Genomic DNA, 25338 nt, shown 5'->3' with positions numbered 1-25338 from the left:
CAGAACAGCCCCATCAGAACAGGCCGGGAGAGGTGGCGGGATCGTGGCGCAGGGTTACACCCGCGCGGCCCAGGAGCGGATCAAAGCCCAGCCGGGCGGTCACCTTGCGGCTGGTGGCGGTGATCTGCAGCACATCCATGGTGACGTCATAATCGGGGGTGGCAACGGGGGTATCCGCGCGCGCGGTGACGATCATGACCCGCACGGTGATGCCATGGATGCCGCTGGCGGTGGCGCGCGCCCCATCGATCCAGGCGGTGAGCTCGCGGCCCACATTGTCAATCGCCAGTTCCGCCGCCGGCACCCGGTCGGGTGCGTCCGTGGCGATGCGGGCCTCAAAGCCCAGGGCGATATATTTGCGCCCCCCGACCACCCGGTCGCGGCTCTGGCCGTCATTGATGATGCGCACCCGGGCGGAAAGCTCCGGGTGCGCGATTTCCAGCGCCGCCAACTGGCTGTCTTTCGGGCTTGCGGCAATGCGCGCGCGGGCGCGCGCGGCGTTTTCGGCTTTGCTCATGTGGTTTCCAGCTCCATCTCAAGTTCCCAGCTGCGCCGCCCGGCGGGCGCGACATGCGCGCGGTAGCTGATGCCGCCATCCCCGCCCACCACGCGCATCATGACCCGCGCCCCGGTCTCGTCGGGAAAGCGAAACGGGCGATGGGCATTGGCCCCGGCCCAGGCGCGGAACCGGATGAGGTCTTCATCGGGGCTGCGCGTGATACCTGCCTCCCGGCTGCCCAGGAGCCAGGCGCGGATCCGGCGGCGGGCGGGGGTGGCGGTAAAGCGGCGCACCTGGCGTATCGCGCCATCGTCGAACCCGGTGCGCTCGACCACGGTGACGGGCAGGATCTGCCGGGCCGGGTCGATCCGTGCATAAGCGGGCCATGCGGGCCTTGTGGGAGAGAGGGGGGCGGACATCAGTAGGGGCTCTCCCCGGTGGTGGTGCGGACGGCCTGGCCGATGGGGCCGTTTGTGAGGATGTCCTCGACGACGAGGCCGATCACCCAGCGATCGGGGCTGAAACTGGCGTGCGCCTCCACCGCGCGCTGCGCGGTGCCGCGATTGTCGATCGAGATATCAACGCGCGGTCCCGGCCCGGCCCCTGATGCCTCTGAACCGCTGCGCCCCGGCAGGCGCAGGCTGGGGATATCGTGGCCGCGCAGTCCCGGCACGCCCGGCACACCGGCCACGCCGCCGGCATGATAGCGCGCCGCCTCGCGCAGGATCGCCTGGGCCCGGGCCTGATCGGGGCTGTCCGCGCGCCCCGCCAGCAGGGCCCGCGATTGCGCCGAGGTCAGCACCGCCTCGCCTTCCATCAGCACGGTATGGACCTCGCCCGGCTTGAGTGCAGGGGCAAAAGCGACCGGGGCAGGATTACGCTCCACTTTCGGGACACCGCCGTCATGAAACGGGCGCGCGCGGGGGCGCGGGGAGCTGCGGGGGGCTGCACCTCCCCCGAACACCCCGCCCAGGGCATCGGCCAGCGGCCCGGTGATATTCTGGCGAATGGCGATCCGCGCCAGATCGGCGATGATGGAATTGGCCAGATCGCCAAAAGACGCCTTGCCGGTGGTGACAAAGCGGGTGAGGGCGTCTTCCAGCCCCTTAAACCCCGCACCCCAGGCCTGCGCCACCTCGTCGCGGCTCTCGATGGCATCGCGCGCATAAGTGCCCAGCGTCCGCGCCAGCGCGGTTTCCAGCTTGCGCGCCTCTTGCCGCGCCTTTTCCATCTCGCGGCGCAGCTTTGCCGCCGCGCGGGCGGCCGCGCGAGACCCCGCGCGCTCGGCGCTGCCTGCCGCACGCAACTGCGCCCCGAGCCGGGCGGTCTCGGCTGCCGCCTCCGCCGCAGCCTCCGCCGTCTCGCGCAAACCCCTTGTGCGCGCCCGCGCTTCCTCGGCCGTGAGGCCACCTGCCACATAGCCCTGTTCAACAGGCGCGATCTCGCGTTCTGATCTGTGCAGGCTGAGCGCGCGCGCCAGCGCCACCGGATCGTGCGCGTGCGCGCGTCGCAGCCTGGCCTCGTCCAGGCGCGCATCGGCCGATCTGCCAAAGCGCTCCATCTCGCTTGCCGCCTGCCGCAACCGCTCGGCCAGGCGGTCGGCCACGAGAACCCCGCTTTCCAGCCCCGGCGCGATCTGCGCGCCGGCACCGGCCAGCGCGAGCACCTGGTCCTCGGCCTCCAGCACCTTGCGGATAAAGGCCTCAAGGGCGGCGCGCTGGGTCTCGCTCTGGCTCCGCACTGTCGCCCCCGTGGTGACGAGCGCGGTGCGCAGCGCCTCAAAGGCTGCCCTGCGCGCCGCGCCTCTTCCCCCTCACCCGCCCGCAAGCCCCGGAAGGCCTCAATCACCCGGGCGGCGGCCTCTTCGGTGAGACCGAAGGCCTGGGCCAGCTCTGTCTGGGCCGCGCGCGCCCGTGCGCCCAGATCGTCCATGTCGCGCGCGAGGCCCGCGCAAACGCCTCCGGTTGCGCCTGAAGGGCAATCTCCTCCAGCAGCTCCTGCACCGTGACGCCGAAGCGCCGCGCCGCCGCGTCGAGCTCGTCTCCATCGAATATCTGCGCCAGTTCCGCCTGCGCCACCTCCCTTGTCTCGGTGACCTGGCTAACCAGGTCCTCAAGCGGGCCGGAAAACGCCGCCCGGGCCCGGGCGGCCAGATCTGCCAGCAGCGTCTCTTCATCGGCTCGTGTCCGGCGCGTGGCCGCAAGAGAGGCCGGGCCAGCCGCATCCTCCAGCTCTCCGATCACCTCCGCAACGGCCCGCGCCGCATCGCGCCGCGCCAGTGCCTCCTGGGCGGCAATCAATCCGCGCGCCTGGTCGGCGGCGGCCCCGTATCTTTCCGCCAGCGCCTCGACGTCGCGCGCCAGGGCGCGCAGGGACCGCAGCCGCTCGGCGGCCTCCGCCAGCCGCTCGGAGGCCTCACCCGCCTCACCCGCCTCTTCGCCCAGGTCAAAAAGCGCTCCCGCCAGCGGCAGGCCCACCGCGACCACGGCCCCCAGAACCGCCCCCAGCGCGCCAAAGCCGCCCAAAAGCTGCGGCAGGTTCTGCGCCAGCGCCACGCTGGCGGCTGTCCCGGCGGCGGTCTGCACCGCGAAATCCTGTACCTGGAAAGCCAGGTTCTGTATCGCCGCGCGGCTGGAGCGGCCTGCGCCCGCAAGCGCGCGGTTGGCATTGGCCGCGCGGCTGGCAGATGCGGCCTGCATGTCCATCGCGCCCGCCGCACGGGCCGCGGCGCGCGCCGCCGCGAGCGTGGCACCTGCGGCCTGAACATTCGCGCGGGCTGTGCGCAGGGCGGCGCGGGCCAGCCGGTCCTTTGCGCGCGCGTCCTCCAGCGCTGTGCGCGCGGCGTCGGAGTGTTCGCGTCCAACTTCTGCCTGGGCGCGTTCCAGTTCATGCGCGGCCCGTGCCGCCTCACCCGCCGATTGCGCAGCGACCGCATTGGCGCGCGCCACCTCCCGGCTTGAGCGTTTGATCACCCCGCCCAGCCGTTGCACTTCTGTCGCGGCCGCTTTTGTATCCGCCGTGACGCGCATGGCCAGCTCAAGCGTGTTATCCGCCATCTCCGCTCTCTCCTCCTCCTCCGCCCTCTCTCATGAGCGCCGCCATCATCGTCGCAAACCCGCGCATCCGCTGCCGCTCGGCGGCGCGCCCGTAAAGCACCATCTGCCGCCAGGTGAGGGTCGCCATCAGCTCGTCGGGGCGTCCATGTCCTGCGCTGGCAAGAAGGCTGAGGAGCTCAGCGAGGCCCAATATGCGCTCATCGTCTCCCGGCCCAGGTGCTGGCCCAGAAGACGCGCGGTAAAAAAATCGGTGTTGACCTGCCAGACCGCCATCGTGAGCATCCCCGCCCAAGGCTCGCGCAGCGCCGCGATCCAGTCCGGCGCGCGACCCGTCGAGATCGCACAGATATCCGCCCAGAGATCGGCATGTGTGCCCAGAACTTCCGCCACCCGCGCCGGCGTCATGCCCTCGGGCTCCCCCAGAAGCGCGGCCAGGTCCTCGATGAGCCCCCGCGCGCGGGCCTGCACGTTCAGCCCGTCCATAAAGCGGAACTCGCGCACGGTTACGCTCACCTCCGCGCCGGTTTCGGGGTCCTGCAGCATCAGATCCATGTCCGGGAGCAGAACCGCCGCCTCACACTGGCGCGGATCGGGGGTCCCGGGTTCCGCTGTCCCGGGATCTGTCTCTGCGGTATGTTTGCGGGTTTTGCGCATCGGATCAGCCCTCCGGTCCGTAGATCACCAGCGCCGCGCCCGCATCTGGTTCGAGAATTTCCACCTGCAGCGGGATGCGCTGCGCCTGGGTCGGGTTTTTCAGGGCCATCTGCCCGTTGGGCGACACCGTGCAGCGCGGCGCAAAAAGGCGCTTGCCCACGCCCTCCACCGCATCCTCGATATAGCGCAGGCCGAACTCGCGCAGCTGTGCCTCCGAGGAGGTCGCGCGCGCCAGGGTCTGTGCCACCGGGGTGTAGCTCACGCGCACCGCCTTGGAGGCGCCGCTGATGGGCTCGAGATCGGTGAAGAGGATCCGGGCCCTGCCATGATCGATCCTGTAATGCGCCGCGTCTAGGGCGGTGTTGCCGCTCGCGCCTTTCCTGACCGTCACCGCCGGGGTGGCGGCGATGGCCGAGACCCCTTCGGGGCGCGCGCGGCTCACGCCCAGCTGGTACCAGACATCTTCGCGCAAGGCGGAGAGCAGCTCGCCTTCCACCACCTGCGCGGATTGCGCATCACGGCCGGTTTCGCCGAGGATGAAGAGCGCGAGGTTTTTTGCGCTCATATCCTCCAGTTCGATATCCATCCGCCGCGTCACGCTGCGGGGCTTGTGCACCAGGCGGCGGCGCACAGGCCCGTTGCTGCTTTCCACGGTGATATACTCGCTTGTCACGGTGACGGAACAGGAGGGCAGTTCGCCCAGGTACCGCTCACCGCCTTCCGGCTCGATCAGGTAGAGCCAGCCGGCCCCCACCACGATCTGGTTTTTATGGTGCTCCTCGCGCATCGCGTCTTTCCTTCCATGTGCTGTTCAGGTCTTCACCCACCAGATGAGATCAAACCCCTCCTCCCAGACCGCGCGCGACGGGGTCAGTTCCGCCAGGCGTCCCTCGCGCCAGATGAGCGGCTCTTTGGCGCCGGGCGGGCGAAACGCCGCAAGATGTGTGCGGATCGTCTCCAGGATCGGTGTCAGCTGCAATCTGGCCCTTGATCCTCCGGGATCGTTGCGCAGCGGGATGGCCACAACCACGGCCAGGCGGGTGATGATCCGGGCGGCAGCGCTCTGCCGGTTCACCGGATCGGCGCCGCTTTCGCGCAAGGTCAGCACCGCGATCACGGGTTTGCCCTTCATCTGCGGCACTCCGCGCAGGCTCTCGCAGATCTCGACACCCTCAAGCCCGCCCGCCTCGGAAAGCCGCTCCACGATGGCCCGGGGCGCCTCATGTCCCGTCACCCGGCTCATGGCAGCGCGGCCTCAAGCCAGTCCTGCATCACCCCGGCAAGGCCCAGGCGATCCTCCGCGTCGATCCCGAGAAAGGGGCGCGCGGGCAGTGTGATGCGCCGCGCGCCGATCTGCGCGATCGCAATGGGCACACTGCCCGTCTTGCGCCGGCGCGTGCTCTTGCGCGCGGCAAACCGCCCCTGCCCATCGAAGGCCAGAACCTGGGTCCGCGCGCTCTGTTCGATCTCGCCGCCGAACTGGTGAATGGCGGCGTATTCCACATTGGTGCCCACCAGCACGCCATCGGCCTCAACCGACCAGGTGATCGAGTGCTGCAAACGCCCGGTATCGGTCAGTGTCCTGCCGCCGCGCGCCCCGGCTTTTGCCCGTTCGCTTTCGACCCAGGGGGTGCCGTCGGGGTCTTGCGCGGCAATGAAGCGCCGCTGCACCCCGTCGGCCAGCAGCGCCCCGATTGCGTCATGGAGATCGGCGCGCTCGGCAGGCTCTCCAAGCCGTCCGGCCAGAGTGCCCAGCGTGGCGCGCAGCGCGCTGCCTTCCAGCGCGATCTCGATCCGCGCCCCGCTCATCGCCCGCGCTCCGGGCAGGATGTGTCGCCAAAGCCGTCCGCGACCGGGCCCTGCGGGGCCGCGATGCGCGGGGTTTGCGCCCGCCGTCTCACCGCTTTGCCGTCCGCGCGCACCAGAACGGCCTGGCCCCCGGCCAGGGCGCCAAGCTGCGCCCGCGCCCGCCGGGCGGCGTGTTTGACCGTATCGGACATCTCGTCGTCATAAAGACGCGCGCGGGCCAGATCACAGGCGATGGCGCGCAAAAGCGGGTAATCGCCCTCCGGCAGGGGCAGATCATAGAGGCGGGCAAGGCGCGCATCGATCGCCGCCGCCGCATCCGCCAGCACCGCCTCAAGCCGGCCGTCATCGGGCCGGCCGTCAGCGTCCTGATCCAGAAGCTGGTCGATCTCGTCCGCGCCAAAGCGGGCGCGCAGATCCGCTGCCGCCGCGTAGCTCATGTGGTGTCTCGCCCCGTCTCTGGCCCCGTCTCCGCCCTGCCGCCTTCTGCGGCCTGCGCGGCCTCCCAGGCCGCATCGCGCTCCGCCGCGCGGATGTCGCGCAGCCCGGTGATCTGAGCCAGCGCGCGGATTTCGGGCTTGCCGCCCCGCGTCCAGTGATCGGGATGGCCCGGCTCCAGGGCGGCCATCGCGCGGATCAGGGCCGCCCTGCGCTGCGCGGGCTCTGTGCGCTCCGTGCGCTCCGGGTCGGCAGGGGGAGCAGGGGCATCCGGGCCGGGCGGGCCGGGCGGGGCATCCGGGTCAGGCAGGTCGGTGTCGGCCCCCGCGCCGGGCTCCACCGCATCCCCGCCCGCGATGAGCAGCTCTGCGGCCGCGCGCGGCCAGGTCACGACCGCGCCCGCCGGGTAATGCAGCCCGTCATGTTTGACTGCGCTCAAAAGCCGGATCTCGAGATCACCTTTCTGAACGGCCGGGGCGGGATGTGCGCCTGCGTTCGCAGCTTGTGTCCGTGTCATTCGCCCCTCCTCTCACGCCACCGCGTTGCGGAAGAAATACCCCGCCAGTTTCGCAACCATCGCCTCGTCGCAACTGTCGACCACGCGCACCACATAGGTGCCGCGCACCCCGATGCGCGGATCGAACCCCACCATCACCTGGCGGCCCAGATAGGGGGCGGTGAAGCCCAGGCTGGGCGGGCCTTTATAGTCGGTGTTGGGATCGCGGCGATAAAGCAGCGCGTGCTTGCCCCAGCAGCGGGCCAGGTTGGCCGCCTGGCCGGGCCGGGCGGTGTTGACCCGGGCTGAGCCGACATGGATGCGCAGCATCAACACCCGCTCCATCGCCTCGCGGCTGGCAATGCCGGAATCCCCGTCATTGGCATGGGTGGCCTTGAGCATGCGCGGATGGGTGCGCAGGGCGGCAAAGACCTCCTCGCCCATGGCGATATCGGTGGGCTTGACGATCATGCCGGTCTGCGCCGCAACGATATCCCTGAGCGGGTTGCTGTCGGCATGGGTCCATTGCGAGCTGCCCGACAGGGTGATCTTGTTGGTGTCGGGGTAATGGGCCGGATTGAACACCAGTTCCGCCACGCGCAATTCGCGCGCGATCATCAGAAGATCGGTCAGCACCATCGACGCGCGGTCGATCGGGTTCATCGCGGTGGGGGCTGTGTTGGTCACGTCATCGGCCGGGATCGCGTCATCCAGCCCGTAATCCTCCACGGACCGGGTGTCCTCGGCCGAGCTCAGATGCACCATGGCAGGCGCGGAGCGGCGCCCCACCCGGGTGGGCGGCACCGTGAAATGCTCCTCAATGGGATAGCGGTTGAACCGGTATTCGCGGCGCATCAGGGCCGCGAGGCGCGGCAGGATCAGATCGGCGATATATTCATCATTGGCATAGCCCACGGCAATGCCCGAGCGATGAAAATCCACCGGATAGGGGCTGGGCGCGGGACCGGCGGCAAAGCGCGCGCCGGGCGGCAGGTTGCCCTGACCGGGCGGGGTCGCAAAGAGCGCGGGGCCCGGAAGGCCCCCGCCCTGAATGGGCTGCCCCTGCGCGCCCCCGGCCGCAACCGGCATCAGCTGCGCCGGATCGGGATGTTGAAACTGGAACATGACTGCCTCCTCAGATCTGTTGCGGCGCGATCAGAACCCGGACCAGGTCCCCCGGCGCGTGCGCGGCTTGCAGGGCGATGCCCACCGCATGCGCGCGGGCCTGCCAGCTCACCAGGAGCCGCTCCCCGGTGGTCGCCACCGATATGCTCAGGCCCGCATCATCCGTGAGGCTGGCCTGGCCCAGGCGGTCGGCATAGCCGTCTGCCAGTTCGATCACACCGACAAGCCTGTCAGAGGCCCCCAGACCCGGAACCGCAAGGGCTGCATTCGCCGCACCCCCGTCCACGACACGCTGATGCAGACCGCCGCGCGGGGCGCGAATGCCCCGGCCGTTCGCATCGCCGCTCACCAGGGTGCCGGCGCTGAACGCGCCCCCCGCCTCCAGCATCGCAATGCCCGCAAGATGAATGTCCACCGCCCCGCCGGCGCTTGCACCAAGATCGGCGCTGATCCCGAGCGGCAGGACAGCCGGACCGGCCGCCTGAACCGCTTCCGTGCCGGGATCGGTGATCCGGCAGACCCGGCGCGCGGCAATACCTGCCCCGGCCTTGAAGCTCTTTCCTGACTTCCGACATTTTTTCGTATAAGTCATTGATATTATTATGCCTTGGTTGCCAAAAGGCACTACACGGACTTTTTTCGCCAGCGATTGTTTCGGAGTGTTGAGGGAGCTCAGGCTTTGGTCTGGCCAGTTTTTCGGGTGCGCCCGGGGGGTATCTTGAAAGGGGCTTCGTTCCAGGTCAGGCCGACGCAGGTGAGGATGCGTCTGGCATCGACCGTGGCATGGCTTGGCATGCCGTAGCGGTCAGGGGTGCCTTTGTGGCGCAGGATCGAGAGCTGCAATGCGTTCAACTCGTTGCGGATACGAGCCGGGCTCATCGGGTGTCCGAGCAGGTCCAGATGCTTGCGCAGGTGCTGCAGGCAGCAGAAGGCCATGTAGCAGATGGCGATATGGGCCCGGACCCGACGCGGCGACCAGTGATAGATGGGCCGGATTTTCAGATCGTGCTTGTTGGTGCGGAAGCAGGCTTCGATCTCCCACAACTGGTGATAGCGGGCAATGACGTCCTGTGCCTCCAGTTCGTCCGCACCATGAACAACAATGGCATGCAGCCCGTCCCATTGTGCCGCTGCCTTGATCTTTGCATCATCCAGCGTGACGTCCCCGCTGTCGGGGAAGGCCAGGAAGCGGCCATATCCCCGGCTGCTGAAGCTGCCGGGTTTGCGAGAGCGCTTGAGCTTCTTGTGCAGCTTTTCGATTGCCTTGTCGCGCTTGTGGGCATCATTGCGTGCCCGGGTGGGTGACCAGGTCACAATGACCCGCGCTCCCTCCTGGTCGATCACCTTGTACCAGCCCTTCTCGGTTGCCTCTTCAGAACCGTGTCCAGCCCAAGGCTGGCGTCCCTCCGGGCTCAAAATGTTCGCCTTCACGGCGGCCGGGGCGGACTTCATGCGATAGCCGAGGATGTAGGGCAGACCCTTGTTCTGCAACATCTGCTGGTTGTCCTTGCTGAGCATGGCGGCATCGGCCACGAACGTGACCCTGGCCACGTCGAAGCGTCCCTCCAACGCCTTCAGCGCAGCTTCCAGCGTATGACCTTCCCAGGTGTTTCCCGGGAAGAGTTCATAGCCCACAGGCAGCCCATCGGAGGTGACGATCAGCGCCAGCATGACCTGAGCGCGGTGATGCTTGCCATCCTTGCTGAAGCCCTTGGCCAGAAGATGATCCTGCTCGACCCCGTCCGCATCCTCGGCCGGGTCCTCGCGCTCGGTGTCAAAGGCCAGGGTCGTGCAATCGTAGAACAGCACGGTCACTGGCCCGCCCAGCAACTTCTCTGCCGCCGCGTGAGAGGTTTTGCAAATCCCGTCTATCACCGGCGTATTGATGTAATCCATGCTCCGATAGACCACGTCCAGATTGAGCGTGATGCCTGCCTGGTTCTCCAACGCCTCCACGGTCGCGCGCTTGCTCTCGGGCTGTGCGATCCGCGCCATAACCAGCTCTTTCACAATGCGATTGGCACTTTTACGCGCCGCCCCCAGAAGGGCCCCCCAACCCAGTTGGTCATACATCGTCCCCATGACATCCCGCAGACCCAGAGAGACCCGCGCCTCCTCACGGCACTCGGCAAGATCAACGCCAAGCTTGTCCGGCCGCGGAGCGCGGCGCACCAGCGCCTGCAGATCGGCATATTCCGTGGGCGTGAACAGTTCCATTTGCGGCGAGCGATCAATGCGTAATTGCTCCATCAAGCGGCCCGCCAGACGCTTGATATCCTCAATCTCGCTGTCGTTATGGGCCACACCCACATGGCGCAGGATCTTCTGGCGTACCTTGGAGCCGGTGCGGACGGATTCAACGATCTGGATCCGTGTGCGGTTGAGCTTTGCGTCATGTTTGGTGCGGATGAACATGGGCGAAGAGGTTAGCCATCTGAAGGCCCATGTCAATACTTTTTATAATAATGGGGCACTACAACGCGCCTCTGAGCAACCACACCTGAAAACAAACCAAAAACCCAGTCAGATCAACAAAAAGGTCGGAAGTCAGGCGGGGCCCGGAAGGCCCCCGCCCTGAATGGGCTGCCCCTGCGCGCCCCCGGCCGCAACCGGCATCAGCTGCGCCGGATCGGGATGTTGAAACTGGAACATGACTGCCTCCTCAGATCTGTTGCGGCGCGATCAGAACCCGGACCAGGTCCCCCGGCGCGTGCGCGGCTTGCAGGGCGATGCCCACCGCATGCGCGCGGGCCTGCCAGCTCACCAGGAGCCGCTCCCCGGTGGTCGCCACCGATATGCTCAGGCCCGCATCATCCGTGAGGCTGGCCTGGCCCAGGCGGTCGGCATAGCCGTCTGCCAGTTCGATCACACCGACAAGCCTGTCAGAGGCCCCCAGACCCGGAACCGCAAGGGCTGCATTCGCCGCACCCCCGTCCACGACACGCTGATGCAGACCGCCGCGCGGGGCGCGAATGCCCCGGCCGTTCGCATCGCCGCTCACCAGGGTGCCGGCGCTGAACGCGCCCCCCGCCTCCAGCATCGCAATGCCCGCAAGATGAATGTCCACCGCCCCGCCGGCGCTTGCACCAAGATCGGCGCTGATCCCGAGCGGCAGGACAGCCGGACCGGCCGCCTGAACCGCTTCCGTGCCGGGATCGGTGATCCGGCAGACCCGGCGCGCGGCAATACCTGCCCCGGCCTTGAAGCTCTTTGTGAGCAGATACTCCATCATTGCGCCGTCTCCCCGTTTGCGGCCCGGTGGATCGCCGTGGGCAGATCAAGCGTACCGCTCTTGTCCGCCGCCATCAGCGCCCGCGCCCGGTTGGCCAGATCCTGGGTGGCCGCCGTGAACTGCGCCTCCGGTGAAACCTGCGCGCCCACCTGTGCGCCCACCTGCGCGAATGCGGGGGCAGGGGCATGTGCGGGGTGCAGGGCTGTGCCCTGCCCCAGCGGCACCCGTTGCGGCAGGGCCGAGATCAGCCCATCCAGCACCTGGGACGGGCTGAGCGCCATCGGCCGCCCGTCCACCCCCGCCATGGTGATCTGGCCACCGCCCTGATCGAGCGCGCAGAACAGCGCCGCATAGGCCTGCGCTTCCGCCGGCAATACACGCCCGGCCTGCACATGCGCCGCCACACGCGCGCTTGCGCCCCGCTCGCGGTCCATGCCTTCGCGCGCCAGGCGCTCGGCCGCGATCTGCTGGCGCTCGGCAAAAAGCAGCTGGCGTTCCGAGGCCAGCTCGGCCACTTCCGCCGCATCCCGGGTCTGAGGCCCCGTCACACCGCCGGCCCCCGGCGGCAGCGCCCCGGCGGGCGGCGCGGCCGCAAAAAGCGGCGGGACCGCACCCTGCGGCTGTGAGACAGGCACAAACTGTAGAGCCGGCTGCCGGGCTTGCTGAGGGGTTTGTTGGGGGAGCTGGGCCGCCTGCACCGCAAATTGCGGCGCCACATCCTGTGAAAGGGGATGGGCCTCAAGCGCACCACCCGGCTGTGCTGGTATCTGTCCTGCGGGCTGTACTTGCATCTGTTCTGCAGGCTGGGCCGTGAACCGGGCCGCCCCCGGGTCCATCACGGGCTGCATCACGGGGCTGGGTTGCGCGTCAAGCGGCAGGGCCGCAGCCTGCGGCGGCACCCTTGCGCTGGTGAAAACGGGTTGGTTCATCACACCCTCCGGTTGGGGACAGGAAAAGACAAGCACGCCATCGGCGCGCGCGGAAAACTGCGAAGGTGACAGACCTTCAATGGCCGGGCGCGATGCGCCCAGAAAGCCCAGATGCCGCAGGCGCCAGCCCGTGGACAGGGGCGCAAGCGCCACCGAGCGCGGCCCATAACGCCCCGCCTCCACCGCCGCCCGAAACCCCGCATCCAGGCGGCTCAGACGCGCCTGCAGACGATCGCCTGTCACCCGCAACCCGCTGACCCAGCCCATGGCAGGCCCGTCCGTGTCCGGATGGCCCAGCACCACAGGGGCCGGGTCGGCCCCGGCATAATCACCCACGATCGCGGCCAGGTCCGCCTCCGTCCAGGTCGCGCGCCGCCCATGGGCATCGGTATGGGTGCCCGCCCGGAAAATATCGATCCACCCGTCCAGCGCGGAAAAGGCGGCAGAGGCAGCGGATGGGGCTGCGGCAGGGGCGGCGGAAACTCTCATGAGGCCCAGGCTATCAGCCACAGCCCTGCGCGTCAGCGGACCATGGTCCGCTGACGCAAGAGCCCAAACCGCGCTACCCTGAAGCGCAGACACATATACCCCGAGCGCGCCCGCCGACAGGCGCGACCATATCGGGGGGGGGCCGCTCGCGGCGGGGCGGCCCCTCCCTCCCATGTGACGAAAGCGCGCCATGCAACACCCGGAGCAACACCCGGAGCAGACCCCTGAGGCCATCGCCCGCGAGATCGTGGCCCGCGAGGGCGGCTATGTGGATGACCCGGACGATCCCGGCGGGCCCACCAAATGGGGCGTGACGATCCACACCATGCGCACCCTCATGCTTGATCTTGACGGCGACGGCGATGTGGATGGCGAAGATGTCAGGTGCCTCACCCAGGAGATGGCCGTCGATATCTTCCTGCGGCACTATTTTCGCGCGCCCCGCATCGACTGGCTGCCGCAGGCGCTGCACGCCAGCGTCTTCGACATGCAGGTCAACGCGGGCTCAAACGCCATCAAGATCCTCCAGCGCCTGCTGCGGCTCTGCGGCCAGGACGTCAGCGTCGATGGCGCCATCGGACCCCAGACCGCGCGGGCAGCAGACGCGCTGGCCGCACAGGGCGCGCCGCTCGCGGACGCCTATGGCATCGCCCGGCGCGATTATTACTTCCGCCTCGCCGAGCGCCGGGCGCAGTTCCGCAAATACGTGCGCCGCCGCGATGGCGGCAAGGGCGGCTGGATCCGCCGCGCGGAAGACTTCATCGCCCCGCGCTTCCATCTCTCGCAGCGCCAGTTCGAAACCCGCATTGCCACCTGGACCTGAGGAGGCCCCACATGTTCCTGCGCATCCTCTCCGGCCTCTTCGGCGGCACCCGCAATGTCGCCACCGAGGTGATCGAAACCTTCCGCCCCAATGCGGAAAGTTCCGCACAGCGCGCCGCCGATGCCAAAGCCGCCGCCCTGGCGCAGTTTGCCGCCGAGTTCGCAAGCCCGCCCGCCGGAGCCTTCGACCGCGTCGTCAACGCGCTCAACCGCCTGCCACGCCCGGTCATGGCGCTCGGCACCATCGCGCTTTTTGCCTTCGCCATGTGGGACCCCCAGGGCTTTGCCATCCGCATGACCGCGCTCGAGCTTGTTCCCGACAATCTCTGGATCATCCTGGGCATGATCATGAGCTTTTATTTCGGGGCACGCACTTTTGAGAAAATGCGCAGGTCCCGCCCGCCAAAAGACGTCGCCCGCACCCTCGAGACCATGGCCGCCATCGAAGGGCTGAGACCGGCTCAGGATCATCCATCGGGCGAAACGGCATCAGGGAAAGTGGCAGGGGAAACAGGCGCACATCACGACACCCCGGCAGAGCCCGAAGGCCACGGCACGTCAGCGGGCACTCCCGAAGCGGACAGTCGAGGCGCGACCGCCGAACCGCGCGTACCCGGCACCGGGGCAGGCACCGCCAGGCGCGAGGCCCAACAGCCCCGCAAAACCACAGGCAATGCCGCCCTTGATGAATGGCTGGCCGGAACGGCGTGAGAAGACACGATTGAGGCGGCCGACCGGTTCCTCGATGTCCGAGCGGCGGTCTGTGATCTCGACGTGAAAATCAACTGTCCGATTCAGAAATGTGCGAACTGCTTTGTTCACTTTGCAGATCTGGAGCGGACCTTTCCTGTTCGACAGCGTCCATGGATAGCAATGAAAATGCTTCCAGCGCGATAACATCCTGTACTGTCTCGATATCCGTGCCGTTTTGATATGCAGTTTCCTTGATCGCCAATTCAGTTTCGCGCGGCGGCTCCCATTCCAACTTCACATAATCGAAGCACATTTGCTGAACGTCGTAGTTCGTCATTTCCTCCGTGATTTTGTCGCGGAGTTCGCCGAGAAGTTTGGTTGCGATCACGCTTGCCTCAATCTCCTTGAAAAGCCTCTCGCCAAATGGCGTCAACTGCAAAGGGCTTCCCGGTGCCACCCCTCGCGGCGGCGGCAGCCGTGACAGAATGTTGTCCAGCTTATCCCTGACCTCCGCCATAAAGGCTTTGAAGGACTTGCGGTCTGCATTCACGGAGCCGATCCATATGCCCGCGCCGCAAAGGAAGGCCAGTAATGTAACGCTGACAGCTATCCATGTCGGATCAAAATCGCCCATCAATTTCTCCTTCCGATTCAGATTCCCCCACGTTTACAGCTTATGTCCCCGTGAATCTCACCGCAACCATCGCCCGAAGGGGCCAACACTTCGCCGTGAATGTCAGCGGACCATGGTCCGCTGCAAGACGGGCGGCGCGCGCTTTCTCTACCTGCAGCGCACAAGCTTTGGCGGCAAGGTCACCGGGCGCAGCTTCGGGGTCAGCAAGGAGCGGCCCGCGCGCTTCAACCTCACAACGCTGGAGCCCCTGCTGGAAGACCTGCACACCCGCCTGGCAGGGGTCGTGATCGAATGCCTGGACTGGGAGGCCTTCATTGCCCGCTATGACGCGCCGGGCACGCTCTTCTATCTCGACCCGCCCTACCTGGGCCATGAGGGCGATTATGGCCCGCACATGTTCGCGCGCGCCGATTTTGCGCGCATGGCGGAATTGCTGAAAGGCATCAAGGGAAGGTTCATCCTGTCGATCAATGACCGGGCAGAGATCCGCGAGATCTTCGCATGGGCCGATTGCGAAGAGGTCGAGACGCGCTATTCGGCCAATGCAAAGGCCAGCAAGCGGGTCAGCGAGTTGCTGATCTCAGGCGGCGGGTGAGGCACTGCTGGAGTTCAAGCCATTGATGAAGGCTAATTCGCGCGGCACTCAAGACGCCATTGATACTTGCAACCGCCCGCACCATCGTCTGTGTCGTCGAGAAATATCTGCGTCCACGGGCCTTTTGCAGACGATGTGCTCCACCCGCTACAAGTTTCCGCTTCCGGATATTGAGGCTTGCACTGATTTGGTGATTTAGCCACCTCCCGAAAACACACCCTGCAAGCCTCAAGCTTCGGTGCGATCTTTTTGTCGAAATCGCTGATGACCTGTTTCATCTCTCGATCAGATACCGCGCCCAGGGCTTCAGCCATTTTGCCGTTGGACAACAAATTTGCGGCGGCGGTGAGCAGCCCAATAAACACCGTTGCCAATACTGCACTTATCGCGCCGTTAATAGCGCCGTTAATAATTCGGTTGCTGTCCATATCTCCATCCTCATCACTGATTCGCCGTTTGATCCTATCATCACCCCCCCACCACAACGGCCTTCTCCGGCCCGAACCAGATCACCCGGCCCAGGATATGGTCCCCCGGCCCGACCGGGCGCGGCGGGTAGCCCTCAGGGTTGTCGCTGGTCATGATCCATTCCCCCGTGCCCCCGTGCCCCTCCTGTTTGAGCCGCCTGACCACAAGACCGGTCTCGGTGCGGATCACGAAGAGCGCGCCCTCGCGTGCTTCCCGGTCGCCGTGGTCGATCACCAGGATATCGCCCGAGCGAATCGTGGGCTCCATCGTATGCCCTTCGGCGCGCAGCGCAATGGCACGCTCGGGCCTCAGACCCGGCGGTAAAGCCTCGGCGGGAATGCCCAGGCTTATCTCACTTTCCTCGAACACCTCTTCGCCCGCACCCGGGCCCGCGCGCACGTCGCCCGCAAAGGGCAGACTGATTCGGGTCTCGTCCTCGTCCGGTGCGGGCGGCAGGCGGGCGTCCAGCAGTGCCGCCAGTTCGTCCTTCAGGGAGCGCGTCTCGGACTTGAGCGTGCGCGCCACCTTCCGCTCCAGCGCCGCCACCGGCGTGGCATGGGCCGTGCCCCGGGTGGCAATCTTTGCCTCCATCGCTTTCAGCACCGCATCCGCGCTGGCGCCCTCGGGCAGGCCCAGCATGTCGGTGATCGCCTTCGGCACCCGCTCCACAGGGGCGACGTTTGATCCTTCGGGTGGCGCGGCGGGGGCAGGCGCTTTCGGGTCGGGGATATATTCGGCCCCTTCCGTACCCGGCTTGCCCCGGAACACCGCCATCACCGGGTAGACCTCGCGGATGCCCGCCGGCAGCCGCTCCTCGTCAAAGCTCTGCTGCTCGCCGTCGCGTTTGGGAAGCCAGCCCCGGAGCTTGAGGGAACCGGTTTCTGTCTTTTCCACCAGGCGTTTGATCGCCGCGCGCCCCTGAAAATCCAGTATCCAGACCCGGTCCCCGTCCCGCACCTCACGGCCCGGCGAGACAAGACACACGCAGCCCCCGTCGATGCCTTCGGGGATCATCGACTGCCCCGTGGCAGACACCCAGAAAGCGTCATCGTCCATGATATCCTCCGGTCTGGGCAGGGGGTCGCGCAGGGGCTGGCTCTTCGACCAGCCCTGCACCGAGCAGGTGGCCAGCCCTCGGTGCGGCAGGGTTGCATCGGTGAAGGCGCTCCAGTTCGGCGCGCGCGGCAGGCCGACAGGCGCACCATCGCGCGGCGGGCCGATGTAGAACTCGAGGCCAAGGGCGCGGCAGATCTCGGCAGCGCGGCCGACTTTGGGTTCGTGTCCTTCTAGAGCATGCCTGATAGCCGTTCCGGGCAGTCCTGCTTCGATCGCGGCTCTATAAGGGTTTGTGCCGCGCCTCTCAACAGCCCCTCTAAGGGCAACCTGAATGTCTCTGTATTCCATTTCGTCATGAATAGCGACATCGCTGAAATTCGTCACGCATGAAGATTTAACTTGCAATTGGTTAAGTTTGACGAAAAAATGTTCGTCATGGATAACCAATCCCTGATACACCTAATTCACGCCTACGCGGCACACGCTGGCCTAAGCGTAAAGACGATCTCGACCTATGCTGCGGGATCAGGCGACTTTTGCGGGCGCCTGGAGCGCGGTCATGACGTAACAATCCGCCGCGCAGCAAGAGTCGCGCAATACATCGCTGACCATGCCAATTCGGAATTCGCCTGGCCCTCTGACATCCCGCGCCCCGCACCGACGCCGGGCTCGCCTGCTGCGGAGGCGGCTGCATGAGCGGGCGCTGCGATCACTGCGGCGCGCGCGATGCGGGCGTCTACGATCTGGCGCTGATCCGGGTGGATGATCACCTGATGGAGCCGGGCGCCGTGGCCTGCGCACGCATGACAGCACTTTGCGCACCCTGCCGCGATGCGCTGGCCACCCGCGTGGCGGGCCTCTTGCCGGTCTGGGAGGGCGGCGGGGACGGCACGCCCGGGCCGCAAGCGGAGGGCCTGTCATGATCTCCCCCACGCCCGCCTCCCGCTATGAACAAGGACAAGACTGCATGATCACCACACTCTTCGACAGGCAACAATACATCTGTGGCGTGGATGTTCTGGCAACCCGGAAAGACCCGGTGGAACGCCTTGCGACCCGCAAGGTCATCGCCGCCTTTGCCACCGCATCTTCGGACCTTGGCGTGTTCTGGATTGAGTACGATCTCTCCGGGGCGGGTATCGAGATAAACGACTATGATCGTGCGTTCATTCGCCGGATCGCGGGTTTGCCCACTGCTCAATCGTCCCGCGATCCTGATCCTCATTCCGGCCCGGGGGCAGCAGCTTAATGGCGTCATCAACAGAAATCGCGCCCGAAAGCAGGCCTGCCCTGACCACAGCCATGAGGGGGCGCATAATGCTCATGATCGTTTCAAAATCCCGATTGCCGGCCTCACTTATACGCCGGTCGATCTCCGTCATTAACATGTATTTTTCCGCATCCATTTATCTCTCCATCGGTTGGTTTGCATCTCCGATGGAACCGGCGGCGGGACCAGGCGTTACGCCCGGTCCTGCCAAAGCGGAGGGTCTGTCATGATCCGCCCGCCCGACACCCCTGCAGCAACGAGGTAACGGCCATGCATAACCATCCTACTCCGAATCTTGACGAGATTGCCGATCCGGCTGATCGGCTGATCAATGTGCTCGTCGACGAGATGGATTGCAGGGGGCCGATCGCCGCCGCGCTCAGGGTGACGTTTTCTCGCCGCCAGAAACAAGATCACGAATTTGATCAATGAGGCTGATCGTGACCCTCATCTCCAGTTCATCCCAGGCGTCTTCGGGGCTGACGCTCCGAATGGTGCGCTCCATATCGTTGAGTTTTTCCGCAAATACCTCCGCTGATAGCGCGCCGCTGTCGATCAGGGAGGCAATCAGCGCGATCAGTAAATGGTGTGTGCTTCGGGCTGAGCGGCTTGCGACCTTGGCGATTATTTCGGCGTTATCTGGATCCATCTTTTCCTCCATCGGTTGGTTTGCATCTCCGATGGTACCGGCGGCGGGGGAGGGCGTCACGCCTGACCCGGCCGCCACCCCTGACCGGTTACTCCCTGGCTCTGCGCGCCCGCCTGTAGCGCGCAGCACCTGCCCCCACGGCCCTGTCCGTGGAGGCCTTCTTGCCCGGCTCGTCCGCGCCCTGGACGATCACTGGCTGAGCGATCTCATTGGCGCGGTCTCGCTGTTCGGGGCACTCTGGGTTCTGCTGGTGCTTGCCTGGGCGGTGAGCCCATGAGCGCCGCCTCCGATTTCCGGCAATTGCGCCGCGCCCTTGCGGAGGCGGGCCGGTCGATCGGCCCGGCCGAACCCTGCGGCCGCATGGATGCCCGCACCGCCAAAGCCACCTTGGGCGGACTGCGCAAGGCGGCGGCCCTTGGCGCAGAGCTTGAAGCCTGCGGCGCGATGGCCCGCGCAGAGGCGGCGCTCACCGGCGTGATGGCGTTTGAGACGGGCGACAGGATCGGGCGCGAGGCGGACGACAAGACCGCCCCCGAAACACTCCCCGAGATAACCCCGGAAACATCCCCTGCGACGGGGCACGCACCCGTCCCGCAAAGCGACACACCGCCCCTTTCGCGCGCGGAGCTGCGCGCCCTGCTCAGCGAGCTTGCGCCGCTGCCGCATCTGCCGGGCGGGCAGGACCGCGCGCTGGCGCGGATTGTCCTGGTGAGCGCCCATGTGGCCGGGCTGGAGGCGGATGCGCTGCGCGGGGGTTTCAAGGATCGGGAGGTTGCACAGGCGCGGCAGATGGCCATGTGCCTGTGCGCTGCCCTCACGCAAGCCACGTATGGGCGCATCGGTGCGGCCCTTGGCGGGCGCGATCATAAGGCGGTGACCCGTGGCATTGCCCGGGCGCAGGCGCGCATCGAGGCCTGTGATGGGGCGGCGCTCCTGACTTCCGACCTTTTTGTTGATCTGACTGGTTTTTGGTTTGTTTTCAGGTGTGGTTGCTCAGAGGCGCGTTGTAGTGCCCCATTATTATAAAAAGTATTGACATGGGCCTTCAGATGGCTAACCTCTTCGCCCATGTTCATCCGCACCAAACATGACGCAAAGCTCAACCGCACACGGATCCAGATCGTTGAATCCGTCCGCACCGGCTCCAAGGTACGCCAGAAGATCCTGCGCCATGTGGGTGTGGCCCATAACGACAGCGAGATTGAGGATATCAAGCGTCTGGCGGGCCGCTTGATGGAGCAATTACGCATTGATCGCTCGCCGCAAATGGAACTGTTCACGCCCACGGAATATGCCGATCTGCAGGCGCTGGTGCGCCGCGCTCCGCGGCCGGACAAGCTTGGCGTTGATCTTGCCGAGTGCCGTGAGGAGGCGCGGGTCTCTCTGGGTCTGCGGGATGTCATGGGGACGATGTATGACCAACTGGGTTGGGGGGCCCTTCTGGGGGCGGCGCGTAAAAGTGCCAATCGCATTGTGAAAGAGCTGGTTATGGCGCGGATCGCACAGCCCGAGAGCAAGCGCGCGACCGTGGAGGCGTTGGAGAACCAGGCAGGCATCACGCTCAATCTGGACGTGGTCTATCGGAGCATGGATTACATCAATACGCCGGTGATAGACGGGATTTGCAAAACCTCTCACGCGGCGGCAGAGAAGTTGCTGGGCGGGCCAGTGACCGTGCTGTTCTACGATTGCACGACCCTGGCCTTTGACACCGAGCGCGAGGACCCGGCCGAGGATGCGGACGGGGTCGAGCAGGATCATCTTCTGGCCAAGGGCTTCAGCAAGGATGGCAAGCATCACCGCGCTCAGGTCATGCTGGCGCTGATCGTCACCTCCGATGGGCTGCCTGTGGGCTATGAACTCTTCCCGGGAAACACCTGGGAAGGTCATACGCTGGAAGCTGCGCTGAAGGCGTTGGAGGGACGCTTCGACGTGGCCAGGGTCACGTTCGTGGCCGATGCCGCCATGCTCAGCAAGGACAACCAGCAGATGTTGCAGAACAAGGGTCTGCCCTACATCCTCGGCTATCGCATGAAGTCCGCCCCGGCCGCCGTGAAGGCGAACATTTTGAGCCCGGAGGGACGCCAGCCTTGGGCTGGACACGGTTCTGAAGAGGCAACCGAGAAGGGCTGGTACAAGGTGATCGACCAGGAGGGAGCGCGGGTCATTGTGACCTGGTCACCCACCCGGGCACGCAATGATGCCCACAAGCGCGACAAGGCAATCGAAAAGCTGCACAAGAAGCTCAAGCGCTCTCGCAAACCCGGCAGCTTCAGCAGCCGGGGATATGGCCGCTTCCTGGCCTTCCCCGACAGCGGGGACGTCACGCTGGATGATGCAAAGATCAAGGCAGCGGCACAATGGGACGGGCTGCATGCCATTGTTGTTCATGGTGCGGACGAACTGGAGGCACAGGACGTCATTGCCCGCTATCACCAGTTGTGGGAGATCGAAGCCTGCTTCCGCACCAACAAGCACGATCTGAAAATCCGGCCCATCTATCACTGGTCGCCGCGTCGGGTCCGGGCCCATATCGCCATCTGCTACATGGCCTTCTGCTGCCTGCAGCACCTGCGCAAGCATCTGGACCTGCTCGGACACCCGATGAGCCCGGCTCGTATCCGCAACGAGTTGAACGCATTGCAGCTCTCGATCCTGCGCCACAAAGGCACCCCTGACCGCTACGGCATGCCAAGCCATGCCACGGTCGATGCCAGACGCATCCTCACCTGCGTCGGCCTGACCTGGAACGAAGCCCCTTTCAAGATACCCCCCGGGCGCACCCGAAAAACTGGCCAGACCAAAGCCTGAGCTCCCTCAACACTCCGAAACAATCGCTGGCGAAAAAAGTCCGTGTAGTGCCTTTTGGCAACCAAGGCATAATAATATCAATGACTTATACGAAAAAATGTCGGAAGTCAGGAAACACTCCCCGAGATAACCCCGGAAACATCCCCTGCGACGGGGCACGCACCCGTCCCGCAAAGCGACACACCGCCCCTTTCGCGCGCGGAGCTGCGCGCCCTGCTCAGCGAGCTTGCGCCGCTGCCGCATCTGCCGGGCGGGCAGGACCGCGCGCTGGCGCGGATTGTCCTGGTGAGCGCCCATGTGGCCGGGCTGGAGGCGGATGCGCTGCGCGGGGGTTTCAAGGATCGGGAGGTTGCACAGGCGCGGCAGATGGCCATGTGCCTGTGCGCTGCCCTCACGCAAGCCACGTATGGGCGCATCGGTGCGGCCCTTGGCGGGCGCGATCATAAGGCGGTGACCCGTGGCATTGCCCGGGCGCAGGCGCGCATCGAGGCCTGTGATGGGGCGGCGCTGATGGTGGCGGAGGTGCTTGCGCATCTCAACGAGACCCCTGCGGGTGGCGGTGCGCCCTGTGGGGGAGGGCGCTCATGATGCATGCGGCGCGCCTCTCCCGCTCCCCGCGCCTGCAGCGCCTGCACGCGTTTTTGCGCGACGGGCGGGAGCACTCGACGCGCGAGATCGTGACGGGGGCGGATGTCTGCGCCGTGAATGCGGCCGTGGCGGAATTGCGCGCCAACGGCGCGGAGATTGCCTGCCGCCAGGGTATCGATCCGATGACGATGGAGCGCATCTTTCTCTACCGGCTTGTGAGGCCGGTCCCGCCACCGGCTCAAGGGGCGGCCGAACGCGCCCCCGTGTTGCCGGAACCCGAAGATCAGCAAGGCCACACTGGAAAAGAGGACGCACAATGATTGAGCCCCGCGAACAGATAGAGGCGCGCCTTGATGCCGAATGGGAAGAGAAGGGTCTTTCGATTGTGGCGCGCGAAAGGGCGTTCGACCGTGGCCTTGACGGCATTGCCTGGGAGATGGGTGACTGGGTTGCCGAGCGCCCGACGGCCTATGGCGACATGACGCGGCTGGCGGAAAAGCTGGACGTGCCTTTGGGCACATTGAAGAACCGCGCCTCGGTGGCGCGGCGGATCGAACCGTCCCGACGCCGGGACGAACTGAGCTGGTCGCATCATGCCGAAGTGGCGGGGCTGGAGCCGGAAGAGGGCGACGCGGTTCTGGCCGAGGCCTCGCTTTACAACTGGTCCGTGGACCGGCTGCGCGGCGTGATGGCGGAGCGCTCCGCAAGGGGCCGTGCCGAGCGTGAAAACGCGCGACTGAAGGCGGAGATCGAGGCGCTGAAGGCCGAGCGGGCGGGGCCCGATGCGGCGCGGCGCGTGGTTGATGGTGTGCGCGCCGATATCGAGGCAGGCCTTGATATGGTGGAGGAGGGTTATCGCCGCATTCTCGCTGCGACGGAATCGGAGGATCTTGCGGTCGCGGTTGCAAGTCTGCACGGCAATGCACGCCGCCGCCTGGCCCCGTCACTGGAGGCCCTGATCGGACGGGCGCTGGAGGAGAGGGTTACGAAGCTGGCCGGAAAAGTCAGCGCGTCGCTCACCCGCCTGGCGACGGATGCAAACCGTCACGACGCCATGACGGTTGATGACGCCACCCCGGAACAAGCCGGCCCCTTGCCGGCAGGGATTTCAGGCCATAGCCCATGACATTCGCACCACCCAAACCCGCCATATCGCCAAACCCGCCCCCTGCAGCACCCCTGCAAGGCGCCCGCACGACCCCCTGCCTGTCCAATTCAAAACCCGCTAAAGGGGCTCTCAAGGCCCCCTCAAAGACCCGTTCAGGCACGGTGCCTTCCGCCGGTCTTCCGTCTCGTTCAGACGCACCCCCGAGCGCACCCCGCTCGTCTGCCGCACTGGCGCAGGCGCGGATGCGGCTCGATGCGGTGGCGGCCTCCGAGCGATTGATAGCCACAGGGATAGCGCGGGCGGATGCGGATGCCCGGGCCGCGCGCGAGGCCGGGGTGACAGGTGACACCGTGCGCCGCTGGCGTTTGACCTGCCAGGGCCTGGCACCCGAGGCGCGGCTGGTGGTGCTGACCGACCGGCCCGGGCGCGGGCGCTGCGGGCCGCTCAGTGACGCGCAGATGCGCGACTGCGCCCTTGCGCTGATCCATGAGCACGGGGGACACCTGACCGCCTCCCATGTGCAGCGGGTGCTGAAGGCGCGCTATGGCAAGGCGCCGTCCTTGCGCGCGACACAACGCTGGCTGAAGGCCTGGCGGGGCGATGCGGAGAACGCCCGTGCGCTCTCGGCCGTCTCTGATCCTGACGGGCATCGCGCGCGGCTGGCCCCTGCGCTTGGGTGCGCGGCGGCGGAAGTGCGCGCGCCCAACGCGCTCTGGGAACTGGATTCGACGCCTGCGGATGTGATCTGCACCGACGGGCGGCATACGATCGTGGGGGCCATTGATGTCTGGGCGCGCCGGGCGAAGGTTCTGGTGGTGCCCACCAGCCGGGCAACGGCGATCTGCGCGCTCCTGCGGCGCTGCCTTGTCGACTGGGGCGTGCCGGAGGTGGCGCGCACCGATGAGGGCCGGGACTACACCTCGCGCCATCTCACCCGGGTGCTCTCGGACCTGGGCATCCAGCATGACATCTGCCCGCCCTATACGCCCGAGGCAAAACCTTATATCGAGCGCTTTTTCGGCACGATGACGCGCGATCTCTTTGCCTTCCTGCCGGGCTTTACCGGCCATGACGTGATGGACCGCAAGAAGCTTGAGGCAAAAAAGTCCATGTCCCGGAGACGCGGCACGGACGCGGCCGAGACCTTTGACATCGCGCTTTCCGGGGCGGAGCTGCAGCGCAAATGCGACATCTGGGTCGAGGCCATCTATGGGCGCCGCGCCCATGGCGGCACCGGCGGGAGCCCTTTTCAGCGCATGGCGGCTTGGGCGGAGCCGCTGAGAAAGATCAGCGATCCGCGCGCGCTTGATCCGCTGCTGGCCGAGCCGGTGAGCCGCTCGGGAGACGGGCCGCGCCGCACCATTTCCAAGCACGGCCTTTCGGTGGGGGGTATCTGGTACATGGCCCCGGAGATGGGCACCCGCGTGGGCGAGCGCGTGGAGCTGCGCTATGACCCTGCCGATCCCGCGCGTCTTTTCGTGTTTTCGCCTGAGGGGCGGTTTCTCTTCATGGCCGAGGACCCCGCGCGCACCGGGGCTGATCTGGCTCGTATTGCGGCGCAGGCGAAAACCCGGGCCCGCAAGGCCGACAGGGCCGCCCGCAAGGACGCCCGCGATCTGGCCCGCGCCCACAATCCCAAAGGGGCGATGGAGGATGTGCTCAGCGCGTCTGAGGAGGCGGCGGGCAAGGTGATTGCCTTTTCCAGCACCGGGGCACGGGCGGATCAACCCCATGAGACGCCGGCACTCAAGGAGGCCGGCAAGGCGGCCGAGGCCCGTGCGGGCGCAGGCGGGTCTGCGTCCAGCGCCGCACCCAAAGCCTCCCGCCGCACCGCTGGCGGGGCCGGGGGCGCCAGCCCCGCGCTGGAGGCGGCCGCGAAACTGTTTCTGGATGAAGACATCTGAGAGAGGAGAAGCCCCC

At 66.5% G+C, this 25338-nt stretch carries 31 protein-coding genes; 12 read left to right on the top strand and 19 right to left on the bottom strand.

Translation table 11 applies throughout. The features are described from left to right. Window positions 1-13 precede the first annotated feature (13 nt). The 13 genes from ACOERD_RS29205 to ACOERD_RS29145 all read right to left on the bottom strand — a co-directional run bounded on the left by ACOERD_RS29205 (window position 14) and on the right by ACOERD_RS29145 (window position 10489). Complete coding sequence (locus tag ACOERD_RS29205; protein WP_419740845.1) at window positions 14-517, bottom strand: DUF1833 family protein; 504 nt, start codon at window positions 515-517, stop codon at window positions 14-16. Beyond that, complete coding sequence (locus ACOERD_RS29200) at window positions 514-918, bottom strand: hypothetical protein (RefSeq protein ID WP_419737943.1); 405 nt, start codon at window positions 916-918, stop codon at window positions 514-516. The genes ACOERD_RS29205 and ACOERD_RS29200 overlap by 4 nt, the downstream gene beginning before the upstream one ends. After that, a complete protein-coding gene (locus ACOERD_RS29195; RefSeq protein ID WP_419741323.1) occupies window positions 918-2240 on the bottom strand; it encodes a phage tail tape measure C-terminal domain-containing protein in 1323 nt (440 codons plus the stop codon). Before ACOERD_RS29195 ends, ACOERD_RS29200 begins: the two co-directional genes overlap by 1 nt. Before the next feature lie 103 nt (window positions 2241-2343). Further along, window positions 2344-3555, bottom strand: a complete 1212-nt coding sequence (locus tag ACOERD_RS29190; protein ID WP_419741322.1) for a hypothetical protein — start codon at window positions 3553-3555, stop codon at window positions 2344-2346. Window positions 3556-3681: 126 nt separating this feature from the next. Continuing rightward, the gene (locus ACOERD_RS29185; protein WP_419741321.1) at window positions 3682-4209 is read right to left on the bottom strand and encodes a DUF6631 family protein; all 528 of its coding nucleotides are present in this window, start codon (window positions 4207-4209) and stop codon (window positions 3682-3684) included. A 4-nt stretch (window positions 4210-4213) separates the two neighbouring features. Further along, window positions 4214-4996: a hypothetical protein gene (locus tag ACOERD_RS29180; protein ID WP_419737938.1), complete on the bottom strand. Its 783-nt coding sequence runs from the start codon at window positions 4994-4996 to the stop codon at window positions 4214-4216. 24 nt (window positions 4997-5020) lie between these two features. After that, complete coding sequence (locus ACOERD_RS29175) at window positions 5021-5452, bottom strand: phage tail terminator protein (protein WP_419740354.1); 432 nt, start codon at window positions 5450-5452, stop codon at window positions 5021-5023. Then, on the bottom strand, window positions 5449-6018 hold the full coding sequence (locus ACOERD_RS29170; RefSeq protein ID WP_419737936.1) for a phage virion morphogenesis protein: 570 nt from the start codon (window positions 6016-6018) through the stop codon (window positions 5449-5451). The genes ACOERD_RS29175 and ACOERD_RS29170 overlap by 4 nt, the downstream gene beginning before the upstream one ends. After that, window positions 6015-6455 (bottom strand): phage protein Gp36 family protein, encoded by a 441-nt coding sequence (locus ACOERD_RS29165; RefSeq protein ID WP_419737935.1) that lies wholly within the window; start codon window positions 6453-6455, stop codon window positions 6015-6017. Before ACOERD_RS29165 ends, ACOERD_RS29170 begins: the two co-directional genes overlap by 4 nt. Then, window positions 6452-6970 carry a hypothetical protein gene (locus tag ACOERD_RS29160; protein WP_419740355.1) on the bottom strand — a complete coding sequence of 173 codons (519 nt, stop codon included), beginning with the start codon at window positions 6968-6970 and terminating at the stop codon, window positions 6452-6454. The genes ACOERD_RS29165 and ACOERD_RS29160 overlap by 4 nt, the downstream gene beginning before the upstream one ends. Window positions 6971-6982: 12 nt before the next feature. Further along, window positions 6983-8074, bottom strand: a complete 1092-nt coding sequence (locus ACOERD_RS29155) for a hypothetical protein (RefSeq protein ID WP_419740356.1) — start codon at window positions 8072-8074, stop codon at window positions 6983-6985. Between the two features lie 10 nt (window positions 8075-8084). Further along, window positions 8085-8666 (bottom strand): hypothetical protein, encoded by a 582-nt coding sequence (locus ACOERD_RS29150; protein ID WP_419741320.1) that lies wholly within the window; start codon window positions 8664-8666, stop codon window positions 8085-8087. 80 nt (window positions 8667-8746) lie between these two features. Then, window positions 8747-10489, bottom strand: a complete 1743-nt coding sequence (locus ACOERD_RS29145) for an IS1634 family transposase (protein WP_419737624.1) — start codon at window positions 10487-10489, stop codon at window positions 8747-8749. Here ACOERD_RS29145 and ACOERD_RS29140 point away from each other — a divergent pair. Then, window positions 10482-10652, top strand: a complete 171-nt coding sequence (locus tag ACOERD_RS29140) for a hypothetical protein (protein ID WP_419741319.1) — start codon at window positions 10482-10484, stop codon at window positions 10650-10652. The genes ACOERD_RS29145 and ACOERD_RS29140 overlap by 8 nt on opposite strands. An 84-nt stretch (window positions 10653-10736) precedes the next feature. On the opposite strand, the gene ACOERD_RS29135 is transcribed toward ACOERD_RS29140, so the two are convergent. After that, window positions 10737-11306: a hypothetical protein gene (locus ACOERD_RS29135; RefSeq protein ID WP_419741318.1), complete on the bottom strand. Its 570-nt coding sequence runs from the start codon at window positions 11304-11306 to the stop codon at window positions 10737-10739. Further along, the gene (locus tag ACOERD_RS29130; RefSeq protein ID WP_419741317.1) at window positions 11303-12724 is read right to left on the bottom strand and encodes a hypothetical protein; all 1422 of its coding nucleotides are present in this window, start codon (window positions 12722-12724) and stop codon (window positions 11303-11305) included. Before ACOERD_RS29130 ends, ACOERD_RS29135 begins: the two co-directional genes overlap by 4 nt. A 190-nt stretch (window positions 12725-12914) precedes the next feature. On the opposite strand from ACOERD_RS29130, the gene ACOERD_RS29125 reads away from it, so the two are divergent. Both ACOERD_RS29125 and ACOERD_RS29120 read left to right on the top strand, forming a co-directional pair. Continuing rightward, entirely contained in the window at window positions 12915-13547 is a 633-nt protein-coding gene (locus ACOERD_RS29125; RefSeq protein ID WP_419739129.1) for a holin-associated N-acetylmuramidase, read from the top strand. Between the two features lie 11 nt (window positions 13548-13558). After that, entirely contained in the window at window positions 13559-14257 is a 699-nt protein-coding gene (locus ACOERD_RS29120) for a 3TM-type holin (protein ID WP_419739128.1), read from the top strand. A 70-nt stretch (window positions 14258-14327) separates the two neighbouring features. Here the strand turns inward: ACOERD_RS29120 and ACOERD_RS29115 are convergent, their stop codons facing one another. Continuing rightward, window positions 14328-14873, bottom strand: a complete 546-nt coding sequence (locus ACOERD_RS29115; RefSeq protein WP_419740177.1) for a hypothetical protein — start codon at window positions 14871-14873, stop codon at window positions 14328-14330. A 112-nt stretch (window positions 14874-14985) separates the two neighbouring features. On the opposite strand from ACOERD_RS29115, the gene ACOERD_RS29110 reads away from it, so the two are divergent. Continuing rightward, the gene (locus tag ACOERD_RS29110; protein WP_419739073.1) at window positions 14986-15468 is read left to right on the top strand and encodes a DNA adenine methylase; all 483 of its coding nucleotides are present in this window, start codon (window positions 14986-14988) and stop codon (window positions 15466-15468) included. Window positions 15469-15500: 32 nt separating this feature from the next. Here the strand turns inward: ACOERD_RS29110 and ACOERD_RS29105 are convergent, their stop codons facing one another. Both ACOERD_RS29105 and ACOERD_RS29100 read right to left on the bottom strand, forming a co-directional pair. Further along, a complete protein-coding gene (locus ACOERD_RS29105; RefSeq protein ID WP_419739072.1) occupies window positions 15501-15896 on the bottom strand; it encodes a hypothetical protein in 396 nt (131 codons plus the stop codon). Between the two features lie 40 nt (window positions 15897-15936). Continuing rightward, the gene (locus tag ACOERD_RS29100) at window positions 15937-17376 is read right to left on the bottom strand and encodes a S24 family peptidase (protein ID WP_419741316.1); all 1440 of its coding nucleotides are present in this window, start codon (window positions 17374-17376) and stop codon (window positions 15937-15939) included. Between the two features lie 308 nt (window positions 17377-17684). On the opposite strand from ACOERD_RS29100, the gene ACOERD_RS29095 reads away from it, so the two are divergent. Then, on the top strand, window positions 17685-17915 hold the full coding sequence (locus ACOERD_RS29095) for a hypothetical protein (protein WP_419739070.1): 231 nt from the start codon (window positions 17685-17687) through the stop codon (window positions 17913-17915). 44 nt (window positions 17916-17959) lie between these two features. Next, window positions 17960-18241 carry a hypothetical protein gene (locus ACOERD_RS29090; RefSeq protein WP_419738681.1) on the top strand — a complete coding sequence of 94 codons (282 nt, stop codon included), beginning with the start codon at window positions 17960-17962 and terminating at the stop codon, window positions 18239-18241. A gap of 400 nt (window positions 18242-18641) precedes the next feature. Here ACOERD_RS29090 and ACOERD_RS29085 read toward each other — a convergent pair whose 3' ends face one another. Continuing rightward, complete coding sequence (locus ACOERD_RS29085; RefSeq protein WP_419737805.1) at window positions 18642-18911, bottom strand: hypothetical protein; 270 nt, start codon at window positions 18909-18911, stop codon at window positions 18642-18644. Between the two features lie 273 nt (window positions 18912-19184). Between ACOERD_RS29085 and ACOERD_RS29080 the strand changes: the two genes are divergently transcribed. The 6 genes from ACOERD_RS29080 (at window position 19185) to ACOERD_RS29055 (ending at window position 25322) form a co-directional block, all read left to right on the top strand. Further along, window positions 19185-19937: a helix-turn-helix domain-containing protein gene (locus tag ACOERD_RS29080; protein ID WP_419741315.1), complete on the top strand. Its 753-nt coding sequence runs from the start codon at window positions 19185-19187 to the stop codon at window positions 19935-19937. A 42-nt stretch (window positions 19938-19979) separates the two neighbouring features. Next, a complete protein-coding gene (locus tag ACOERD_RS29075) occupies window positions 19980-21722 on the top strand; it encodes an IS1634 family transposase (protein ID WP_419737624.1) in 1743 nt (580 codons plus the stop codon). Window positions 21723-22007: 285 nt separating this feature from the next. Then, window positions 22008-22310 carry a helix-turn-helix domain-containing protein gene (locus ACOERD_RS29070; protein WP_419741314.1) on the top strand — a complete coding sequence of 101 codons (303 nt, stop codon included), beginning with the start codon at window positions 22008-22010 and terminating at the stop codon, window positions 22308-22310. After that, window positions 22307-22630, top strand: coding sequence for a hypothetical protein (locus ACOERD_RS29065; protein ID WP_419739069.1), 324 nt, complete (start codon window positions 22307-22309; stop codon window positions 22628-22630). Before ACOERD_RS29070 ends, ACOERD_RS29065 begins: the two co-directional genes overlap by 4 nt. Continuing rightward, window positions 22627-23436, top strand: coding sequence for a hypothetical protein (locus ACOERD_RS29060; RefSeq protein WP_419737802.1), 810 nt, complete (start codon window positions 22627-22629; stop codon window positions 23434-23436). The genes ACOERD_RS29065 and ACOERD_RS29060 overlap by 4 nt, the downstream gene beginning before the upstream one ends. Before the next feature lie 224 nt (window positions 23437-23660). Next, on the top strand, window positions 23661-25322 hold the full coding sequence (locus ACOERD_RS29055; RefSeq protein WP_419741313.1) for a Mu transposase C-terminal domain-containing protein: 1662 nt from the start codon (window positions 23661-23663) through the stop codon (window positions 25320-25322). The last annotated feature ends 16 nt before the right edge of the window (window positions 25323-25338 follow it).

The sequence above is a fragment of the Ruegeria sp. genome, from assembly GCF_965199275.1.
In the GTDB taxonomy this organism is placed as follows: Bacteria; Pseudomonadota; Alphaproteobacteria; order Rhodobacterales; family Rhodobacteraceae; genus Ruegeria.
Note: the sequence above shows the minus strand (reverse complement) of the source record. Positions and strands in the feature narration are given on the sequence as shown.

Bases quoted from the DNA above. Each gene is read 5' to 3' on its own strand.
- ACOERD_RS29120 (WP_419739128.1), top strand. From the start codon at position 13,559: ATGTTCCTGCGCATCCTCTCCGGCCTCTTCGGCGGCACCCGCAATGTC.
- ACOERD_RS29180 (WP_419737938.1), bottom strand. From the start codon at position 4,996: ATGCGCGAGGAGCACCATAAAAACCAGATCGTGGTGGGGGCCGGCTGG.
- ACOERD_RS29175 (WP_419740354.1), bottom strand. From the start codon at position 5,452: ATGAGCCGGGTGACGGGACATGAGGCGCCCCGGGCCATCGTGGAGCGG.
- ACOERD_RS29190 (WP_419741322.1), bottom strand. From the start codon at position 3,555: ATGGCGGATAACACGCTTGAGCTGGCCATGCGCGTCACGGCGGATACA.
- ACOERD_RS29165 (WP_419737935.1), bottom strand. From the start codon at position 6,455: ATGAGCTACGCGGCGGCAGCGGATCTGCGCGCCCGCTTTGGCGCGGAC.
- ACOERD_RS29200 (WP_419737943.1), bottom strand. From the start codon at position 918: ATGTCCGCCCCCCTCTCTCCCACAAGGCCCGCATGGCCCGCTTATGCA.
- ACOERD_RS29115 (WP_419740177.1), bottom strand. From the start codon at position 14,873: ATGGGCGATTTTGATCCGACATGGATAGCTGTCAGCGTTACATTACTG.
- ACOERD_RS29135 (WP_419741318.1), bottom strand. From the start codon at position 11,306: ATGATGGAGTATCTGCTCACAAAGAGCTTCAAGGCCGGGGCAGGTATT.
- ACOERD_RS29150 (WP_419741320.1), bottom strand. From the start codon at position 8,666: ATGACTTATACGAAAAAATGTCGGAAGTCAGGAAAGAGCTTCAAGGCC.
- ACOERD_RS29205 (WP_419740845.1), bottom strand. From the start codon at position 517: ATGAGCAAAGCCGAAAACGCCGCGCGCGCCCGCGCGCGCATTGCCGCA.
- ACOERD_RS29055 (WP_419741313.1), top strand. From the start codon at position 23,661: ATGCGGCTCGATGCGGTGGCGGCCTCCGAGCGATTGATAGCCACAGGG.
- ACOERD_RS29080 (WP_419741315.1), top strand. From the start codon at position 19,185: ATGAGCGCCGCCTCCGATTTCCGGCAATTGCGCCGCGCCCTTGCGGAG.
- ACOERD_RS29085 (WP_419737805.1), bottom strand. From the start codon at position 18,911: ATGGATCCAGATAACGCCGAAATAATCGCCAAGGTCGCAAGCCGCTCA.
- ACOERD_RS29160 (WP_419740355.1), bottom strand. From the start codon at position 6,970: ATGACACGGACACAAGCTGCGAACGCAGGCGCACATCCCGCCCCGGCC.
- ACOERD_RS29105 (WP_419739072.1), bottom strand. From the start codon at position 15,896: ATGGACAGCAACCGAATTATTAACGGCGCTATTAACGGCGCGATAAGT.
- ACOERD_RS29155 (WP_419740356.1), bottom strand. From the start codon at position 8,074: ATGTTCCAGTTTCAACATCCCGATCCGGCGCAGCTGATGCCGGTTGCG.
- ACOERD_RS29130 (WP_419741317.1), bottom strand. From the start codon at position 12,724: ATGAGAGTTTCCGCCGCCCCTGCCGCAGCCCCATCCGCTGCCTCTGCC.
- ACOERD_RS29075 (WP_419737624.1), top strand. From the start codon at position 19,980: ATGTTCATCCGCACCAAACATGACGCAAAGCTCAACCGCACACGGATC.
- ACOERD_RS29170 (WP_419737936.1), bottom strand. From the start codon at position 6,018: ATGAGCGGGGCGCGGATCGAGATCGCGCTGGAAGGCAGCGCGCTGCGC.
- ACOERD_RS29090 (WP_419738681.1), top strand. From the start codon at position 17,960: ATGATCACCACACTCTTCGACAGGCAACAATACATCTGTGGCGTGGAT.
- ACOERD_RS29065 (WP_419739069.1), top strand. From the start codon at position 22,307: ATGATGCATGCGGCGCGCCTCTCCCGCTCCCCGCGCCTGCAGCGCCTG.
- ACOERD_RS29145 (WP_419737624.1), bottom strand. From the start codon at position 10,489: ATGTTCATCCGCACCAAACATGACGCAAAGCTCAACCGCACACGGATC.
- ACOERD_RS29185 (WP_419741321.1), bottom strand. From the start codon at position 4,209: ATGCGCAAAACCCGCAAACATACCGCAGAGACAGATCCCGGGACAGCG.
- ACOERD_RS29110 (WP_419739073.1), top strand. From the start codon at position 14,986: ATGGTCCGCTGCAAGACGGGCGGCGCGCGCTTTCTCTACCTGCAGCGC.
- ACOERD_RS29095 (WP_419739070.1), top strand. From the start codon at position 17,685: ATGAGCGGGCGCTGCGATCACTGCGGCGCGCGCGATGCGGGCGTCTAC.
- ACOERD_RS29140 (WP_419741319.1), top strand. From the start codon at position 10,482: ATGAACATGGGCGAAGAGGTTAGCCATCTGAAGGCCCATGTCAATACT.
- ACOERD_RS29060 (WP_419737802.1), top strand. From the start codon at position 22,627: ATGATTGAGCCCCGCGAACAGATAGAGGCGCGCCTTGATGCCGAATGG.
- ACOERD_RS29125 (WP_419739129.1), top strand. From the start codon at position 12,915: ATGCAACACCCGGAGCAACACCCGGAGCAGACCCCTGAGGCCATCGCC.